General features: G+C 34.5%; 17 protein-coding genes. 7 read left to right on the top strand and 10 right to left on the bottom strand.

Annotated elements, in window-relative coordinates:
• Window positions 1-144: 144 nt before the first annotated feature.
• From napA to DMB91_RS00290, 6 genes are read left to right on the top strand one after another with little or no spacing between them, the layout of a single operon-like run.
• Window positions 145-2,922, top strand: a complete 2,778-nt coding sequence (napA, locus tag DMB91_RS00315; protein WP_034904002.1) for a periplasmic nitrate reductase subunit alpha — start codon at window positions 145-147, stop codon at window positions 2,920-2,922.
• A gap of 5 nt (window positions 2,923-2,927) precedes the next feature.
• Window positions 2,928-3,677, top strand: coding sequence for a ferredoxin-type protein NapG (gene napG, locus DMB91_RS00310; protein ID WP_034904004.1), 750 nt, complete (start codon window positions 2,928-2,930; stop codon window positions 3,675-3,677).
• Window positions 3,674-4,459: a quinol dehydrogenase ferredoxin subunit NapH gene (gene napH / locus DMB91_RS00305; protein ID WP_034904007.1), complete on the top strand. Its 786-nt coding sequence runs from the start codon at window positions 3,674-3,676 to the stop codon at window positions 4,457-4,459. Before napG ends, napH begins: the two co-directional genes overlap by 4 nt.
• Window positions 4,456-5,010: a nitrate reductase cytochrome c-type subunit gene (locus tag DMB91_RS00300; protein WP_034904011.1), complete on the top strand. Its 555-nt coding sequence runs from the start codon at window positions 4,456-4,458 to the stop codon at window positions 5,008-5,010. Before napH ends, DMB91_RS00300 begins: the two co-directional genes overlap by 4 nt.
• Window positions 5,011-5,952, top strand: coding sequence for a WD40 repeat domain-containing protein (locus DMB91_RS00295; RefSeq protein WP_034904018.1), 942 nt, complete (start codon window positions 5,011-5,013; stop codon window positions 5,950-5,952). It begins immediately after the preceding gene.
• Between the two features lie 10 nt (window positions 5,953-5,962).
• Window positions 5,963-6,298, top strand: coding sequence for a chaperone NapD (locus DMB91_RS00290; RefSeq protein WP_034904021.1), 336 nt, complete (start codon window positions 5,963-5,965; stop codon window positions 6,296-6,298).
• Between the two features lie 108 nt (window positions 6,299-6,406).
• Here DMB91_RS00290 and DMB91_RS00285 read toward each other — a convergent pair whose 3' ends face one another.
• From DMB91_RS00285 to DMB91_RS00240, 10 genes are all read right to left on the bottom strand, one after another.
• Window positions 6,407-8,425, bottom strand: coding sequence for an ATP-dependent helicase (locus DMB91_RS00285; RefSeq protein ID WP_034904024.1), 2,019 nt, complete (start codon window positions 8,423-8,425; stop codon window positions 6,407-6,409).
• 271 nt (window positions 8,426-8,696) lie between these two features.
• Window positions 8,697-9,353 carry a serine O-acetyltransferase gene (gene cysE, locus DMB91_RS00280; RefSeq protein ID WP_034904244.1) on the bottom strand — a complete coding sequence of 219 codons (657 nt, stop codon included), beginning with the start codon at window positions 9,351-9,353 and terminating at the stop codon, window positions 8,697-8,699.
• Complete coding sequence (gene speA, locus DMB91_RS00275; RefSeq protein WP_034904027.1) at window positions 9,353-11,188, bottom strand: biosynthetic arginine decarboxylase; 1,836 nt, start codon at window positions 11,186-11,188, stop codon at window positions 9,353-9,355. Before speA ends, cysE begins: the two co-directional genes overlap by 1 nt.
• On the bottom strand, window positions 11,185-12,411 hold the full coding sequence (hisS, locus tag DMB91_RS00270) for a histidine--tRNA ligase (RefSeq protein WP_034904029.1): 1,227 nt from the start codon (window positions 12,409-12,411) through the stop codon (window positions 11,185-11,187). Before hisS ends, speA begins: the two co-directional genes overlap by 4 nt.
• The gene (tmk, locus tag DMB91_RS00265) at window positions 12,404-12,988 is read right to left on the bottom strand and encodes a dTMP kinase (protein ID WP_034904031.1); all 585 of its coding nucleotides are present in this window, start codon (window positions 12,986-12,988) and stop codon (window positions 12,404-12,406) included. Before tmk ends, hisS begins: the two co-directional genes overlap by 8 nt.
• Window positions 12,979-13,458: a pantetheine-phosphate adenylyltransferase gene (coaD, locus tag DMB91_RS00260; RefSeq protein ID WP_034904034.1), complete on the bottom strand. Its 480-nt coding sequence runs from the start codon at window positions 13,456-13,458 to the stop codon at window positions 12,979-12,981. Before coaD ends, tmk begins: the two co-directional genes overlap by 10 nt.
• A 60-nt stretch (window positions 13,459-13,518) precedes the next feature.
• Window positions 13,519-14,133: a UbiX family flavin prenyltransferase gene (locus DMB91_RS00255; RefSeq protein WP_034904037.1), complete on the bottom strand. Its 615-nt coding sequence runs from the start codon at window positions 14,131-14,133 to the stop codon at window positions 13,519-13,521.
• A complete protein-coding gene (gene flgA / locus DMB91_RS00250) occupies window positions 14,130-14,798 on the bottom strand; it encodes a flagellar basal body P-ring formation chaperone FlgA (protein WP_231549664.1) in 669 nt (222 codons plus the stop codon). The genes DMB91_RS00255 and flgA overlap by 4 nt, the downstream gene beginning before the upstream one ends.
• A 74-nt stretch (window positions 14,799-14,872) precedes the next feature.
• The gene (locus tag DMB91_RS00245; protein ID WP_034904040.1) at window positions 14,873-15,649 is read right to left on the bottom strand and encodes a MetQ/NlpA family ABC transporter substrate-binding protein; all 777 of its coding nucleotides are present in this window, start codon (window positions 15,647-15,649) and stop codon (window positions 14,873-14,875) included.
• 43 nt (window positions 15,650-15,692) lie between these two features.
• Window positions 15,693-16,469, bottom strand: a complete 777-nt coding sequence (locus DMB91_RS00240) for a MetQ/NlpA family ABC transporter substrate-binding protein (protein WP_034904042.1) — start codon at window positions 16,467-16,469, stop codon at window positions 15,693-15,695.
• Between the two features lie 335 nt (window positions 16,470-16,804).
• Here DMB91_RS00240 and DMB91_RS00235 point away from each other — a divergent pair, with 335 nt between their 5' ends.
• Window positions 16,805-17,977, top strand: coding sequence for a pyridoxal phosphate-dependent aminotransferase (locus DMB91_RS00235; protein WP_034904044.1), 1,173 nt, complete (start codon window positions 16,805-16,807; stop codon window positions 17,975-17,977).
• Window positions 17,978-18,643: the final 666 nt, after the last annotated feature.

Raw genomic sequence — 18,643 nt, 5'->3', positions numbered from 1 at the left:
TATGTTAATTAATATTATTCTAGTCTTTAATTGAAACTGCTTAAAAAAATGTAAATATAATGCTTATAAAAATATTCATTTTATATTTATTTAATAAAAATTCTGCTACAATGAGGCGAAATTTAAATTTTGGAGGTCTTTCTTATGAATAGAAGGGATTTTATCAAAAACTCTGCTATTGCTAGTGCTGCTGGCGTTGCCGGTTTGAGTATGCCAAGTTCAGTATTAGCTAATGCTGGGGAACAATGGCAATGGGATAAATCAGTATGCCGTTTTTGTGGAACAGGCTGTGGTATTATGGTTGCAAAAAAAGACGGCAAAATCGTCGCGATCAAAGGCGATCCAGCTGCTCCGGTAAATCGTGGGCTAAACTGCATTAAAGGGTATTTTAATGCTAAGATTATGTATGGTGAGGATCGTTTGGTGCAACCTTTGCTTCGTGTCAATGAAAAGGGCGAATTTGACAAAAAAGGTAAATTTCAGCAAGTTTCCTGGCAAAGAGCCTTTGATGAAATGGAAAAGCAGTTTAAAAAGGCTTATAATGAGCTTGGTGCAAGCGGTATAGCTGTTTTTGGTAGCGGACAATACACCGTTCAAGAAGGTTATGCAGCTGTGAAGCTTATCAAAGGAGGCTTTAGATCAAATAATATAGATCCAAACGCAAGACACTGTATGGCTTCAGCTGTTGTGGCTTTTATGCAAACTTATGGAGTTGATGAACCAGCAGGCTGTTATGATGATATAGAACTTACCGATACTATCATCACTTGGGGAGCAAATATGGCTGAAATGCATCCTATTTTATGGAGCCGCGTTTCAGATAGAAAGCTTTCAAATTTAGATAAGGTTAAGGTTGTCAATCTCTCGACTTTTTCAAACCGCACCAGTCATATCGCAGATAGTGAAATTATCTTCAAACCAAATACTGATTTAGCTATATGGAACTATATCGCTAGAGAGATTGTATATAATCACCCAGAAGCCTTGGATATGGACTTTATCCAAAATCACTGCATTTTCACTACAGGTTATGCTGATATTGGTTATGGTATGAGAAATAATCCAAACCACCCAAAATTCAAAGAAGCCGAAAAAGACATTGTCGCTAAACAAAACTCTATTGTTGTTGATGAAGAAGAAGCTGTAGCTTTAGCTTATCTTGGCATAAAAACAGGCGATACTTTAGAGATGAAACACGCAGGTGCAGCAGCAGCCCACTGGGAAATCAGTTTTGAAGACTTTAAAAAAGCACTTGAACCTTATACTTTAGACTATGTCGCTAAGGTTTCAAAAGGCGATGATAATGAAAACTTAGAAGATTACAAGAAAAAGCTTCAAGAACTTGCCAATCTTTACATAGAAAAAAACCGCAAAGTTGTGAGCTTTTGGACTATGGGCTTTAACCAACATACAAGAGGCACTTGGGTTAATGAACAAGCCTATATGGTGCATCATTTACTTGGCAAGCAAGCAAAACCGGGAAGTGGAGCATTTTCTCTCACAGGACAACCATCAGCCTGTGGCACAGCTAGAGAAGTAGGCACTTTTTCACACCGCTTACCCGCTGATATGGTTGTGGCAAATCCTAAACATAGAGAAATTACAGAAAAAATTTGGAAACTCCCAGCAAAAACCTTAAATCCAAAGCCTGGTGCTCCTTATCTTAAAATTATGCGTGATTTAGAAGATGGCAAGATCAAATTTGCTTGGGTGCAAGTGAATAATCCTTGGCAAAATACAGCAAACGCAAACCACTGGATAGCTGCAGCTCGCGAAATGGATAATTTCATCGTGGTAAGTGATAGCTACCCGGGTATTTCAGCAAAAGTAGCTGATCTAATCTTACCAAGTGCGATGATTTATGAAAAATGGGGTGCATATGGCAATGCTGAAAGAAGAACTCAGCACTGGAAACAGCAAGTCTTACCTATAGGTGAAGCAATGAGTGATACTTGGCAGATGATGGAATTTGCAAAACGCTTTAAGCTTAAAGAAGTATGGGGCGAAATAAAAGTTGATGAGCAAACCACTTTGCCAAGCGTTTTAGAAGAAGCTAAGGCTATGGGTTATAGTGAGGAAAGCACGCTTTTTGATGTGCTTTATGCAAACGAAGATGCGAAGAAATTTAGTGTTGATGATGCTCTAATGCAAGGTGTGGATAATAGCGAAGTTAAAGGCGATGCAAGAAAGGTTATAGGCAGTGATGGTAAGGAATTTACAGGTTATGGCTTTTTCGTGCAAAAATACCTTTGGGAAGAATACAGAAAATTCGGACTTGGACACGGACATGATCTAGCAGATTTTAACGCCTATCATCAAGTAAGAGGCTTAAGATGGCCTGTAGTAAATGGAAAAGAAACGCAGTGGCGTTTTAACACCAAATTTGATTATTATGCTAAAAAAGCAGCTCCAGATTCAGACTTTGCTTTTTATGGAGTAGCTGATAAAGCTTTACAAAGAGGAAATTTAACTGGTCCAACTTCAGGAGATGAAAAATTCTCACTTGCAAACAAAACAAAGATTTTCTTTCGTCCATTTATGAAAGCACCTGAACGCCCAAGTGCTGAGTATCCTTTCTGGCTTTCTACAGGTAGGGTTTTAGAGCATTGGCATAGTGGAACGATGACTATGCGTGTGCCTGAGCTCTACAGAGCCGTTCCTGAAGCATTGTGCTATATGAACGAACAAGATTGTGCGAAGCTTAGTTTAGCACAAGGCGATCTTGTATGGGTTGAATCGCGTCGTGGTAAAGTTAAAGCACGCGTTGATATGCGTGGCAGAAATAAACCGCCTGTTGGACTTGTATATGTGCCTTGGTTTGATGAAAATGTCTATATCAACAAAGTTACTTTAGATGCAACTTGCCCACTTTCAAATCAAACAGATTTTAAAAAATGTGCGGTAAAAATCACTAAAGTGTAAAAACAATGAAAAACCGAAGAGAGTTTATGCAAACTGGCTTTAAAGCCCTTTGTCTTTGTGCAGGCGGTGGCTTTTTAGCTACGCTTGCACTTAAGGCTGATGAGGGGTATTTTTTACGCCCACCCGGAGGCGAAGATGAAAAACATTTTTTATCTTTATGCATACGTTGTGGTTTATGTGTAAAAGCCTGTCCTTATGATACTTTAAAACTTGCAAGCGTTTTTGATAGCCCAAAAAATGGCACGCCCTTTTTTGACGCACGAAAAACGCCGTGCTATCTTTGCGAGGATATACCTTGCATAAGGGAATGTCCTACAAATGCTTTAGATCATCAATATTTAGAGCGTGAAAAAGGTGTTTTAGAGCTTAAAATGGGTATAGCCATACTTGATAGTGCAAGTTGCGTCGCTCACTGGGGTGTGCAATGTGATGCGTGCTATAGAGCCTGCCCTTTAATCGATAAGGCTTTAAAACTTGAGCTTAAACGCAATGAACGCACCGCTAAACATGCTTTTTTGCTCCCTGTTGTTGATCATGAAGTTTGTGTTGGCTGTGGGCTTTGTGAGCATGCTTGTATCACAGAAAAACCAGCTATCCGTGTTTTACCAAGAACTTATGTGCTTGGTAAAGCTGGAACAAACTATATCAAAGGCTGGGACAAGCAAGATGAACAAAGACTAAAAGACGCTGATACAAGCAAGAAAAACGAGCAAAACAAAGCTAGGGATTATCTTAATAGCAAGGATTTGCTATGAGATATTTACTTTTAAGAAGAGTCGTTCAGCTTGGAATTTTAGCTTGTCTTGGCTTTAGCTCACTTGATTTTATCGCCAAAGGCGATTTAAGCTCATCTGTGTGGTTTGATGCTATCCCACTAAGCGATCCTTTTGCTTTTTTACAAATCGTGCTTGCAAGTTTAAGCATAGATATTGCTGCTTTAAGCGGAGCCTTGATCATTGCTTTTGTGTATGCAGTATTTTTGGGGCGTGCATTTTGTGCGTGGGTATGTCCTATCAACCTTATCACTGATTTAGCAGCTTTTGTGAGAAAGAAACTTGGCTTTAAGTCTTCTAAATTTGTGACCTTACACAAAAACTTACGATACCTTGTGCTTATTTTGTGTTTAGTGTTTTCTTTTGTGCTTTCTTTACCTGTGTTTGAGAGCATTTCTTATATAGGCATAGTGCAAAGGGGTATTATTTTTGGCAGTGTTTCTTGGCTTTTTGTTGCTTTTGTGATCTTTTGCATAGATACCTTTTTAAGCCCAAGAGCAATTTGCTCCCATTTTTGTCCTTTGGGAGCATTTTATGCACTTATCTCTCGTTTTGCTTTGCTTAAAATAAAGCACAAAGCACAAAACTGCACCAAATGCTATAAATGTATAGAAATCTGCCCTGAAAAACAAGTGCTTTTTATGGTAGGTAAAGAAAGCAAAAGCGTGAGTTCTGGAGAATGTATAAGATGTGGGCGTTGCATTGAGGTTTGTGATGATGATGCTTTGGTTTTTAATATTTTAGATTTAAGGAGTAAAAAATGAAAAAGAAAATTATAATGTTGGCATGTGCGTGTGCTTTGACTTTCATCGCTTGTCAAGATAAAAAAGAAAACACAAGTTCAAAAGAAAATACAAGCTCAGCAGTAAGTTCTGATGAAATAGGCATAAGAAAAACAAGCGTTGAAAATGAAAACAATGTTGTTTTACCTGATGCAAATTTCACTTCTTTGCAACCAGGTGAATCAAATTTGATCGAGCGATCATTTGAAAACGCTCCACCGCTCATCTCTCACAGCATTGAGGATATGCTTCCTATCACAAGAGAAAATAATATCTGCTTAAGTTGCCATGACAAAGCAATTGCTGCTGATGTAGGAGCTACAGCTATGCCTATGACTCATTATTTTGACTTTCAAGCAGGCAAAGCAACAGGAGATGAAGTGAGTAACGAAAGATTTAACTGCACCCAATGTCATGTGCCTCAAAGCGATGCAAAACCTTTGGTTGGAAACACTTTCAAGCCAGAGTTTAAAAGCGAAGAAGCGAAGAAAAGATCAAATCTCATCGATGCCTTAAACGAAGGGGTAAAATAAGTGTCAAAAGCTCTTGCTATCTTGCTTTTAAGTCTAAGCCTGCCTTTGACTTTAGAGGCTGAAGTGTTTAAAAAAACTCAAGATCATTCAAATATTATGAGCTTGAGTAAAACAGATGAAATTTTACTCATCGGCACAGATTCAGGTAGTGTAGAGCTTTTTGACTTAAAAGATAAAAAGAATGCGTTTTATCTTCAGCTAGCAAAAATTGAAAACTATTATAAAAAAAATGTCTCACCACGCGTTTTTAGTCTTGATATGCAAAAAGACAGGGTGCTTATCTTAAGTGAGGCTTCATTTGGTGGAAAAAACTTAAGCTTGCTTGATAAAAATAAAAATTTACGAAGCAAAAAACTTATTTTTGATTCTACAAAAAAAGCTTTTTTACTCGATGATGATAAGGTTTTACTTGCTCTTTCTTCAGCTCGTTTAATCTTGCTTGATTTTTCAAATTTAAAAGTGCTGAAAGAGTATATTTTTTCACATTCTAGCTTAAATGATGTTGCATTAAATGAAAATAAAACCAAGCTTATAGCTGGTTTTGAGAGCGGAGAAGTCAAGCTTTTTGATTTAAAAAGTTGGCAAGAAATTGCTAATTTTGATCAAATTCATAAAGATAGTATATATAGCGTGGATTTTAAAAACTCAAGTGTTTTAAGTTGTGCTACAGATAGAAAAGTAGCACTTATACAAAATAATATTCAACGATTTATAGAAAGGGATTTTCTTATCTATACTTGTGCTTTAAGCACTAATGCAAGTATGTTTGCCTTTGGCGATAGTAGTAAAAATACGCTTGAAATTTTTTCTAGCTCAAGCCTAAAAAGGATAAAAGCTTTTGAAAATCTTAATTTTTCACTCGAACACATACTTTTTTTAGATGAAAAAACTCTGCTTGTTTCAGGATATAACGATACAATTTTAATTTTTACACTAAATTGAAAGGATAAAAATGAATATCTCAAGCGTTTTAATCATAGCAAAAAAAGAACACCAAGATAAGCTTTTAAAAGAGATTAAGCAGATCAAAGACTGTAGTGTCGAGCTTAATGAAAATGATAAAATCATCGTTATTATTGAAAGTATGTGCTTAGATGATGAACTAAAAGCATACAAAAGCCTAGAATCTTTAAAAAATATCATCAGCATAAATATGGTTTTTTCTTATCAAGACTTAGATGAGGATATTCAAAAAGCAAGCGAAAACAAAAACCTGCTTAAAAAACTTGAAAAAAAACAAAATGCAAAAGATATAGAGTATTATGGAAACATCTTTCAAAAATACTAAAACATTTAATTTTTACTTTTATATTTTTAAACCCGCAATCCATATACCCAGTTTTTCACTTTTTTAAGGTAAGTGTATAATTTGGAATAAAGCTAAAAAAATCTTTAGTTAAGAAGGCTTGCATAAACCAGCTTCAATGAGAAAACAAGAGGGCTTATAATGTGTGTTTTTATTTTTATCGTATTTGGCAAAACTAAGATAAAGCATATCTTTTGCCCTTGTTGTAGCTACATAAAACAACCTTCTTTCTTCCTCTAAAGATCCACCCATAAGCATAAGCTTTTCATTAGGAAAACGCCCCTGTGCAAGATCGACAACAAAAACAAGATCAAACTCAAGCCCCTTACTTGCATGAACGCTAAGTAAATTTACCCCAGAACCATTACTCATCTCATTTGCTCCAAGCGTGAGAAAATTATAAAATTTATAAACATCGCTGTAGTTTTTTGCCAAATCCTTAAGCATAGCCAGCTTTAACTCGATCTTTTCCAAAGCCAACTTTTTTTTATCTATATCAATATGTCCTGCTTTGTTTGTTGCCCTTTTTGTCGCCAGAAGATCACAAATTTCTACAAAAAGTTCGTTTTTTAAAATAAGTGTAATGAGTTCATTTGAATTTGTCGTTTTAACGCTTTCTTTTATAAAATGATATATTTTTTCAAGCTTTAAAGCCATATATTCATTGATCTTTGGCAGACTTAAAATGGGATTTTCATTAAATTCGCTTTTTAAATGAAAACGACTTGGGTTTTGCAAGCTTTCAAGCTCCTCAAAAAGCCCCAAATCATAACTTTTTTTTGCTATTTTTTTTAAATTTACTTTTTTATCTGGCTCTAAAAAACCACGGATTAAACTACCCTCGCCAAGTTTTAAAAAACTATCAAAAAGTTCCTTTGCAAGCACGCTTCCAACACCTTTTACATACTCAAGTAAATGAATAAAAGCCATGATATCTTTAGGATTTACCCTTAAAGCAAGCATTGCACAAAATGCTCTAATCTCAAGACTATCAAAAAAACTACGGCTTTCCTTTCGCACACAAGCAATGCCTTGCTCTCTTAAAGCCACTTCCATACCATCAGCACTTGAGTTGTTACGAAAGATCACTGCTATGTTTTCAAAATTTACTCCGCTTGTAAGTATGATTTTAGCAATATGCTGATACTGCTCAAAAAGTTCATTAAAGACGAGCAAAACAGGGGCTTTAAACTCTCCTTGCCTTGTTACAACAAGTTCTTTTGGATAAAGGCGTTCGTTATTGATAATGACTTTGTTTGCAAGGGCAAGTATAAAACGGCTTGAGCGGTAATTTTTGTTTAAGGTGTGGATCGTAGCACCTTTAAATCTTTCTTTAAAGCCCCCTATAATACTAATATCAGCTCCATTAAAAGCATAAATACTTTGATCATAATCCCCCACACAAAATAAACTCTTGCTCTTAAAAGCTTCTATTAAAGAGCCTTGCAAGGTATTTGTATCTTGATATTCATCAACTAAAATTTCATCAAATTCTTTTTTCTCTTCTTTTAAGCTTTGTTTAAGATAAAGTAGCAAATCATTAAAATCTACATAATTAAATCGCCTTTTTTCCTCCTCGTATTCGTGCAAAATATCTTGATAAATTTCTGCAAAAACGGCTTGTTCTGGGTAGTTTTGATAAAAAAATACTTCAAAATTCTTATCTTTGCTTTTATTTTGAAAAAGTGAGTATATATCATACAAATAACTTGGCATATAAGGCTTAGTATCACTTAAGTGAGCAAAGGTTCTTCGCTCATAAATGCTTTTTAAAAGCACTTTAAGTTCAGCATTTGGCTTTAAAAGTATTTCTTTGTTGCGTTCTTTAAGCAAGGTGTAAGCGGTGCTGTGAAAGGTTCCAGCGATAATTTTTTGTGTAATTTTTTTTGGAAAATAAAGGCTTAAGCGAGAAATCATCTCTTTACTTGCTTTATTTGTAAAGGTTAAAAGCATGATCTTTTCAGCACAAATTCCTTGCTTTAAAAGATATGCTATACGAGCAACTATAGTAGAAGTTTTACCCGTGCCAGCACTGGCGATGATGAGATTGTGTCCGAGTTTAGCTGTAGCGGCTTTGTATTGTTCTTCATTAAGCTTTGAAAGTGGCATTATTTTCCTTAAACTAAAGGCAAGATTATAGCAAAATTTATCAAATCAAGCTTTTATTCTTTCTCAAAAAATCAAATCAAACTTTACAACTTAAACTATAAATGCTTTTTATTTTTCTGTCTGTAAAAAAGGTATTTTAAAAGTTTAGTTACACCGCTTTTAGGATAAAAGTTTTTATCGAATGCAAAACGATAATTATGAATCCTTAACTATGATTTAAAAGCACGAATTTCTATAAAAATAAGCTAGTTTAAAGGTTTTTAAAACTCTCTTATCTTTTTTTTGAATTAAAAAACTGACGCTCATTTTTTTCATGCAAAAGCAAATTTTCAAGTTCAAGCACTCTTTTTTCAAGTAAAGCAAGTTTGTCTTCGCAATGCTTATCTATAGCTCTACTATTTTCTTTTTTATTTTTTACTATCCTTGCTGGTATGCCAACAGCTGTTGCGTTTTCTGGAACATCAGCTATAACTACAGCATTTGAGCCTATTTTTGCGTTTTTAGCTATAGTGATATTGCCAAGCACTCTTGCTCCTGCTCCTATAATAACACCGCTTTTTATAGTGGGGTGACGTTTGATGTTTTTATCTAAACTTGTGCCACCTAAGGTTACACCTTGATAGATTAAAACATCATCTTCAATTATAGTCGTTTGTCCTATGACAACCCCATTTGCGTGATCGATAAACACACGTCTGCCAAGCTTTGCACCCGGGTGTAAATCAACCCCTGTAAAAAATTGTGAAATTCCACTAATGATGCGAGCGATTCGCTTACATTTTCTTGTATAGAAAAAATGTGCAAAGCGATAATTTACCACAGCCCAAATTCCAGGATAATTAAAAAAGAGCTCAAAAACTGAATGGTAAGCTGGATCTTGAAGCCTAGCTTGATCAAAATCTTCTTTAATAAGAGCAAAAAAATTCATCATACATCTGCACTTTTTAAATATCCATTATCATTTAAAAATAGATAAAGTTCACCTAAAATTTGCTTTTTTTGTTTTTCATTCACAAGTTTTGAATTTGAAATTCTTTCATTGAGTATGTCCATAATCACATGGATATCATAGTCTAGATCATCTAAGGTATCAAGTATAGATTGAGCTTCTATAATGCTTTGCACCTCATAACCTTTTTCATCTATCTTTATGCTCGCTTCAGTAGGATGCACAAAAAGATTGTGTTTCATTCCAAGCACTTCTTGATAGGCTCCTACTAAAAAAAATCCTAAAAAATAATTTTCTTTCTCAATATCTATGTCGTGCAAAAATAAAGGATTGCTCTTAGAATATAAAATTTCACCATCACTATCACAAGTAATATCCCAAATACTCGCACTTCTTGTTGGTTTTTTATCCAAATGCGTCAAAGGCATGATAGGGAAATTTTGCTCTAAGCCCCAAAAATCAGGAATTGATTGAAAAAGTGAAAAATTGATCAAATAACGTTCTTGCACCTCATTTTGCAAGGCTAAAAAATCAGCCGAGTTTTGCGTATCTCCAAGCAAAGCAATGGCTTTTTTAATAATTAAATGCACTAAAATTTCAGTATTTGATCTGTCTATTAAATCCACATAACCAAGATCAAAAAGGGTTAAAATACTTTCCATATGATCTATGCTATCGTGCATATATTCAAGAGCATTTGAAGGTTTTATGCTTTTATATAGATCATAAAGTTCATCAACAAGCTTTGGATTTTGCTTTTTAAGCACAAGCTTGCTTTCTGTATATTCTTGAGAGAAAAGCTCTAAAACAGGAGCAATTAAAACAGCGTGACTAGCTGCGACAAAACGCCCACTTTCTATAAAAATGTCTGGCTCTAAATCTTTTTTTTGCTCGGCTATATTTTTAAGGATAAAAACCACATCATTAGCATATTCGCCTAAGGTATAGTTTTTACTTTGCTCGTCTTTAAACTGCGAATACTCAACGGCTAAGCCTCCACCTAGATTAATGGCTTTTAAATTTTTTGCCCCCATTTTTCTTAGCTCTGTGTAGATATTGCCTGCTTCATTTAGGGCTTTTTTAAGGGGATGAATTTCAGTAATTTGCGAGCCAAGATGAAAATGTATCATGGTAAAATACTCAAGTAAATTATTTTTTTTAAGTAAATTAATGGCTTCTATAAGCTCGGTTGAAGTAAGCCCAAATTTAGAGTTTATTCCCCCGCTTTTAGCCCAAATTCCAACTCCAGCTGAATGAAGCCTTACTCTTAAGCCTATATTTGGCTTAGGTTTAAAACGTTCCTTAGCAATATCAATAATGCTTTCAAGCTCATTTAAACCCTCTATAGTCAAGGTGATATTATGCCCCATTTCACGGGCTATAAAGCCTATGTTAATAAGCTCTCTATCCTTAAAGCCATTGACTGTTATAGGTGCGTCTTGATTATTGTATGCCATGGCAAGTAAAAGTTCAGCCTTTGAACCTGCTTCAAGTCCGTAATTATAATCCTTGCCAAGTTTAACAAGGTTTTTTACAAAGCCTGGGTATTGATTTACCTTAAGTGGATACACAGCGTTAAATGAGCCTTTATAGTCAAATTCCTTTCTTGCGTTTGTAAATTTTCCATAAATATTTTCAATTTGCTTGTGGATAAGATGAGGAAAACGCAATAACAAAGGTCCTTTGTAGCCATCATCTCTTAAAGCTCTTACGATCTCAATGAGGGCTGGTTTTTTGCCAAAATTTATGCAAACCTTGCCATTTTTAATGACGAAATTATCATCACCCCAAATATCTATACCATAATCTTTCATAAAGCCTGCTCCAAGTTTTTAAGATGTATAAGCTTTTCTTCTTTTGTGTTTAAGTTTTTATAAAAAAGGCTTTGCTTTTGTGCCTCATCTTCGCCCATACATAAAAAAACTTCAGCTCCTAAAGTATCGGCTTGATTTAAATGCTTTGCAAGCTTTTTTGCCTCATGACTAAAATGCACGATTTTATTTTCTTGAAGCTTCAAGCTTAAAGTAAAAAGCTCTTTGATAAAAGCCTCATCTAAAGCACAAAGATAAATTCCTTTTCTTAACTCCTTTTGCCCTTTAAGCTCTAAAATCGCCATTAAACGTTCTATACCTATAGCAAAACCTACTCCATAACCTTGCTTGCCTCCAAGATAAGAAATCAGTCTATCATAACGCCCACCACCTGCTACAGCAGACTTTGCACCAAGTTCATCACTTTCAAATTCAAAAGCCGTTTTTGAGTAATAATCAAGCCCACGCACCAACCTTTCATCGCACTCAAAGCTTATTCCACTCGCAATTAAAAGCTCTTTTAAAAGGCTAAAATCTTGCCTGCATTCCTCGCACAAGCACTCGCTTAATTTTGGGTGATTTTTTAAAAGCTCTTGACAATGTTCGTTCTTACAATCAAGTATGCGGATAACATTTTGTTCCTTGCGTCTTAAACAATCCTCACAAAAGCCTTCCTTGTTCTCAACAAAGGCAAGAAATTTTTGCTTAAACACCCCTATGCACTTTTCGCAACCTAAAGAGTTTATCTTTAATCTTGTTTGAATTTCAAGCTTTTTTAAGATAGTATTAAGCATAGCTATAAGTTTTGCATCCTCATACACACTTGGAGTGCCAAAGCTTTCAACCCCAAATTGATGAAATTCACGCAAACGTCCTTTTTGCGGTCTTTCGTAACGAAACATTGAGCCATGGTAAAACCATCTTTTTACACTCATGCTTTTATCAAATTTATGCTCTATATACGCTCTTACAACCCCAGCTGTGCCTTCAGGTCGCAAGCAAACTTCATTTTGCCCCTTATCCACAAACTCATACATTTCTTTACCCACTATATCAGAGCTTTCTCCAACACTGCGTCTAAAAAGTTTGCTAAGTTCTAAATGAGGCGTATTGATGAAGCTAAAACCATAATTTATAGCTACTTCTTCGCAGGTTCGCACCACTTTTTCATAAAGCTTAGCTTGCTTATCAAAGATATCTTTTATTCCTTTTAAAGCATTAATCATTGATAAATTCCTTAATTAATTTATGAAGCTTAAGCTTATCCTCGCAAGCCTCAAGTGTGATAAACTCAAGATTTTTTTGTTCTTTTAAAAATAAAAGCGTTTTTTTGAAATTTTCTTGTATATTCATAAAATATTCAAAGCCTCTTTGCTCTATCTTATCAAGCCCCTTACCAATAAGTCTTTGCCTAAGTACTTCTTCATCAGCTTGCAAAAATACAGCCTTTTTTGGAAAAAAATCCTCAAGCACAAAGTCATTTAAAAAAAGCAAACTTTCTAAGCTAAAATAGACGCTTGCGTAAGCTATGCCAGAAATAACACTTCGATCTGAGATGATGAGCTTATCAAAGTTTGGCTTTAACACTCGTTCAAAATGATCAGCCCTATCGGCTAAAAAAAGCATAAGCTCAGTTTTTGCATCAAAATTATACTCACCTTCAAGCAATAAAGTTCTCATATGCTTGCCAAATTCAGTTGCACCCGGTTCAAGCGTAAAAAGAGCGTTTTGAAATTCAGGTTTTAAAAGTTCTATTTGCGTGCTTTTGCCTACCCCATCAAGTCCTTCAAATACTACATACATTCTCTATCTTTCATATAAGAAATAATCTCTTTTGGCACAAGCGAACTTAAATCTCCGCCATGTTCATTAACCGAACGCACTATGGAGCTTGAGATAAAAGCATTTCGCAAATGAGGCATTAAAAAAATGGTTTCAAATTCTTGCCACAAGGCATTATTAGCATAATTAAGCTGCAATTCATACTCAAAATCGCTCACCGCTCTAAGCCCACGAATGACAGTGCTTATATTCATCTGCCTTGCTAAATCCACGAGCAAAAAATCAAAAGTGATGATTTGCACATTACCCTTTAAATTTTCAGTAGCAAGCAAAGCGAGTTGCTTTCTTTTTTCTAGGCTAAAAAAAGGGTGTTTTTGCTCATTTTTAGCTATGGCTACGACAACTTTGTCAAAGATATTTAAGGCTCTTTTAATCACATCTAAATGCCCATTTGTGATAGGATCAAAAGTGCCCGGATATAAACAAGTCATTTGTTTTTACTCCAGTTTTAAATTTATAAGATCAAGCGAGGAATTCTAGCAAATTTTTCCTTAATCCAACTCATTTTGCCATTTTTTAAATAAATCATGTTCTAAACCAAGCAAATCAAGCCATTTACCAACGATGAAATTTTCAAGTTCTTTTAAGCTTGAAGCATTACTATAGCTTGCTATCACAGGAGGAGCTATACAAACGCCCATCTTAGAAAGCTTATACATATGCTTTAAATTTAAGCTTGAAAAAGGTAGTTCTCTTACACCTAAAATGAGCTTTTTTTGCTCCTTTAAAGCCACAGCACAAGCTCTAGTAAGCAAAGTATGAGCTAAACCTTGATAAATTTGAGCTAGGGTATTGATAGAACAAGGTGCAATGATCGTTTTTTCTATGCCAAAAGAACCACTTGAAACCCCAGCAGCCAAGTTCCTATCATCAAAAAAATGCGTTTTTACAAGCTTAAATTTATCCTTGCAAAAATTTAAAAACTCATCTTGATGAAGTATGTTTTGCTGGGCATTTTCAGCCAAAAAGCTCATCTTTGCTCCCTCACTCATCACCGCATAAATTTGCATTGATTGTTCTTGCAAAGAAATATCTTCTAAAGCCTTAAGCAAAGAAAAGCCTAGATTTACACTACTTGCTCCACTTATACCAACAAGAATTTTCATTGCAAAAGCACCTCGTTTTTGCTTATAATCTGTCCTTGCATAACTTTGCCATCTTTAGTTTTAACTTTTATTGTTTCGCCTTTGTCGCCACTTTCAAGAGCACTCACTTCAATCAGCACATTCAAGCCTTCATCTTTAAGTAAGCCTTGTATAGTATTGTTTTTTTTAATGAGTTTGTTACCCTTAAACATATTTTTTTTCAAAATGCTGTTTTTTCGTATTGTGGTTTTAGCGATCAAATCAAGATCATCATCACGCAAAAGAGCATCCTGAGGCACTTTATCAAAACTCATTAAAACAAGATTGTAATCAAAAGCACTTAAACTTTGCCCTCTTTCTAAGTCCTTATTTGCCCTTAAAACTTCCAAATCAGCCTTGATAAAATAGCGTAAAAAAATATTTCTTTGCAAGTTTTGTGGGCTTTTAAATTCAGCTCTTAAATAACCATTTGCTCGGCTGAATTTGCCTTGTGCAAGTTTTAAAAATTTATATTGTGAAAAGTCCCTTGGTAAAGAATTGCTGTAAAATTCTATATCTTTGATGATAAGGGCTGGGAATTTGTCTTGATATGCCTTGATAAGTTCAAGTTTTACTTGTTCTAGATTTGTATCAAGTCCAAAAGCTAAAAACGGCACAAATAACAAAAAACAAATTTTTCGTATCAAAGCCTTGCTCCGTAGTTTTTTACACTATCATACAAAAAAATTCTTATAAAACAAAGCTTTGAAACGCATTTTGTCTAAAAAGTTGGGATTATATTACCCTCATATTTTTCAAGCATAAATTCTTTCACTTTTTGACTATGTAAAATTTCTTTTATAACTTGAGTTTTGACTGAATTTACATCTTCTTTACGCACAACAAGAAAATTTGCATAAGGGCTATTTTTATCCTCTAGGATAATAGAATCCTTAAGCGGTTTTAAGCCAAAATCAAGAGCGTAGTTGGTATTAATCACCGCTAAATCCACATCCTCTAAAGCTCTTGCAACTTGAGCAGCTTTGAGCTCTTTAAAATTTAATTTTTTAGGATTAGAACTGATATCAAGTGGGGTTTTTAAAGCTACCTTTTCATCAAGTTTGATTAAATTAGCTTTTTCAAGAAGTTCCAAAGCCCTACTTTCATTTGTTGGATCATTTGGCACGGCTACATTTGCACCATTTTTGAGCTCTTTGATATCTTTGAATTTTCTTGAATACGCTCCCATAGGAAAGATAGCTACACTTAAAACAGCTTGCAAATCTGTCTTATTGGCTCTATTGAATTCATCTAAATAGGGCTTATGCTGAAATAAATTCGCATCCAGTGAGCCTTCAAGCAAGGATTTATTTGGTATAGAATAATCACTAAATTCAACGATCTTAAGCTCATAGCCCTTTTGTTTAAAAAGCGGTTTTGCAAATTCTAAAACTTCACCAAACGGCACCGGAGTTGCCCCTATAGTGATAATCTTATCATTTGCACTTAAGCTCGTCAAAAAAAGCAAGCAAGAGATGACAAAAGTTTTGATTTTCATATATACTCCTTTATATCTAGGGCTTCTAAAAAGAAGCCCTAGTTTAAAATGCTGGTATTACCGCACCTTGGTATTTCTCTTCGATGAATTTTCTCACTTCATCGCTTTGCAAGGCTTTAATTAAAGCTTTGGTTTTGGCTGTATTTTCATTGCCAGCTTTTACAACTAAAATATTCGCATATGGACTATCCTTGCTTTCTATAACAAGAGAATCCTTAACCGGATTTAAATTTGCTGCCATAGCATAATTTGAATTAATCACAGCAAAATCAGCATCTTCTAAAGCCCTTGGAAGCTGAGCAGCCTTAAGCTCTAAAAATTTAAGTTTAAGTTGATTTTTGCTAATATCAAGCGGGGTTTTAAGCTCTTTTTGAGCGTCTTTAAACTCAATCACTTTTGTGCTAGCAATGATATTTAAAGCTCTGCTTTCATTTGTCGGATCGTTTGGAATAGCAATTTTTGCACCATTTTTAAGCTCTTTGATACTTTTAAATTTCTTAGAATACACACCCATAGGTTCAAGATGAATACTAGCGACATTAACAAGCTTTGTGCCTTTGTTTTTGTTAAATTCGTTTAAGTATGGTGCATGCTGAAAGAAGTTCGCATCAAGCTCTCCACTATCTGTGGCTAAATTTGGCTGCACATAATCGTTAAATTCTTTAATCTCAAGTTCAAAGCCAGCTTTAGCTAAATTTGGCTTTATGAACTGCAAAATCTCAACATGGGGCACGGGAGTAGCACCAATGATAATTTTTTCTGCATTTGCATAAGTGGTTAAACCTAAGATAGAAGCTAGAAGTAAAGTTTTTAATTTCATTTTGTTTTCCTTATCATAGTCAAAATATTTGTGCTTGCTTCATATAAAATAATCTGACTACCGAAAACGCTAAAGTTTTTGATGATAGCCAGACTAACGCATCTGAGTCATCATAAAAAATCCTTTATTTTTAGAAATTAAAAATTGTGTAGGATTTTACACTTTTTTTTCTTAAATTAAACTGAATTTAAATAAAAATATTGCTATTTTTTATAAATTAAAAAATAAAAAATATGAGTAAAAACTTAAAAACAAGAGCATTTTTCTGACTCTTTTTCACGGAATTTAATTTAAATTTTGTTATAATCAAGTCAAGCTTTTAAAAGGAGTAAATAATGTTAAGCAAAAGATCACAAGTTTTAAGCGAGTCTATAACCTTAGCTATCACAGCTCTTGCAAATGAGCTTAAGACTAAGGGCGAGGATATACTGAGCTTTTCAGCCGGAGAGCCAGATTTTGACACCCCAGAAGTCATTAAAAACGCAGCCATAAAAGCTATACAGCAAGGTTGTGGTAAATACACTGCCGTAGCTGGTATAAATGAAGTTTTAAAAGCTGTAGCTTTTAAACTTAAAAAAGACAATAATCTAAACTATGATATCAGCGAGATCATCACAAACGTAGGAGCTAAGCACTCACTTTTTGAGTGCATTCAATGCCTTGTAGAAGAAAATGATGAAGTGCTTATCCCAAGTCCTTATTGGGTGAGTTATCCTGAAATGGTAAAATACGCCGGTGCAAAACCTGTTTTCATAGAAGGTGAAGAAGAAAATGGCTTTAAAATCACAGCTAATCAGCTTAAAAAAGCCATCACTTCAAAAACTAAACTTTTGATCTTAAATTCCCCAAACAACCCCATAGGAGCTATTTATAGCAAAGATGAGCTTTTAAGCTTAGCTAAGGTGCTTGAAGGCACAAATATCATCGTTTTAAGCGATGAAATGTATGAAAAACTTCGTTATGATAAGACTGAATTCCACGCCTTTGCAAGCCTCAGTGAAGATGCCTTACAAAGAAGCGTCACTATAAATGGCTTAAGCAAATGTGGAGCAATGCCGGGCTGGCGTTTTGGCTATATGGCAAGTAAAAACAAGGATTTGATTAAGGCTGTAAAAAAACTGCAAGGACAAAGCACTTCAAATATCTGCTCTATCACTCAATATGCTGCTATCCCTGCCCTGCTTGGCGAGGCTGATACGGATATAGAGTCTATGAGGAATGAGTTTGAAAAAAGACGCGATAAAGCCTTAGAATTCTTAGCACAAATGCCAAATTTAAGCGTATATAAACCTCAAGGGGCATTTTATCTTTTTGTCAATATTTCAAAACTTGAAAAAGACTCTATGAAATTTTGCCAAAGACTCTTAGAAGAACAAAAAGTGGCAGTGGTGCCGGGTATTGGCTTTGGCATGGAAGGGTATTTTCGCCTTTCTTATGCCACAAGTTTAGATAATATCATTAAAGGTTTAGAACGCATTAAGACTTTCGTGCAAAATTACAAAGCTTAAACCTACTCTTAACTTGTCTTCATCTCAAGGCAAGTTAGTTTGTCTATCCTAAACTTTTTAAAAACTCATATAAAAGCTTTAGTTTTTACTACAAAGGCTTTAAATAGCATTTATCCTAGCGATATTATCGGCTTTAGCAGGGCTTAAACATCTTTAAAGCTTTTAAAAAATGGGGCACATTTGCACTTAAAGCTATCATATCAAGAACATTGAAGCTTTATAATTTCATTTTCTAGGCTAAATTCAATCTCGCCTTTTGCTTATATTAAATAGAGCTTTATGCTCTTTCATCACACTTTCTTTTGGCATAATGATTTGAATTTTTGTGTTTGCGTTTTCATGAAGAACTTTAAAGCTGACTTGTTCATCTTTAAATTCAAGCCTACTCCAAGAAATAATTTACATTGAATTTTACTTCTATTTTAAAATAATTTTCGTCATTCTGGCATTTTTTATCATTGTAAAGTATAACCTAAGATAATAAAATTCAGTTTATTTTTAGTATAATACTATATAATCATTATTATTTTAAAATAAAGAAATTTCTTATGCGACTTTTAAGACAATGTTTTTTTTAACTTTATTTTTTTATCAAATTCGTTTTATCTCTTAGCAGATGAAAATACTCAAGATTACAAAAACTCCACACTAAAGCTATCAGCTTCT

Source organism: Campylobacter sp. MIT 97-5078 (assembly GCF_006864455.1).
Classification (GTDB): Bacteria; Campylobacterota; Campylobacteria; order Campylobacterales; family Campylobacteraceae; genus Campylobacter_D.
Note: the sequence above shows the minus strand (reverse complement) of the source record. Positions and strands in the feature narration are given on the sequence as shown.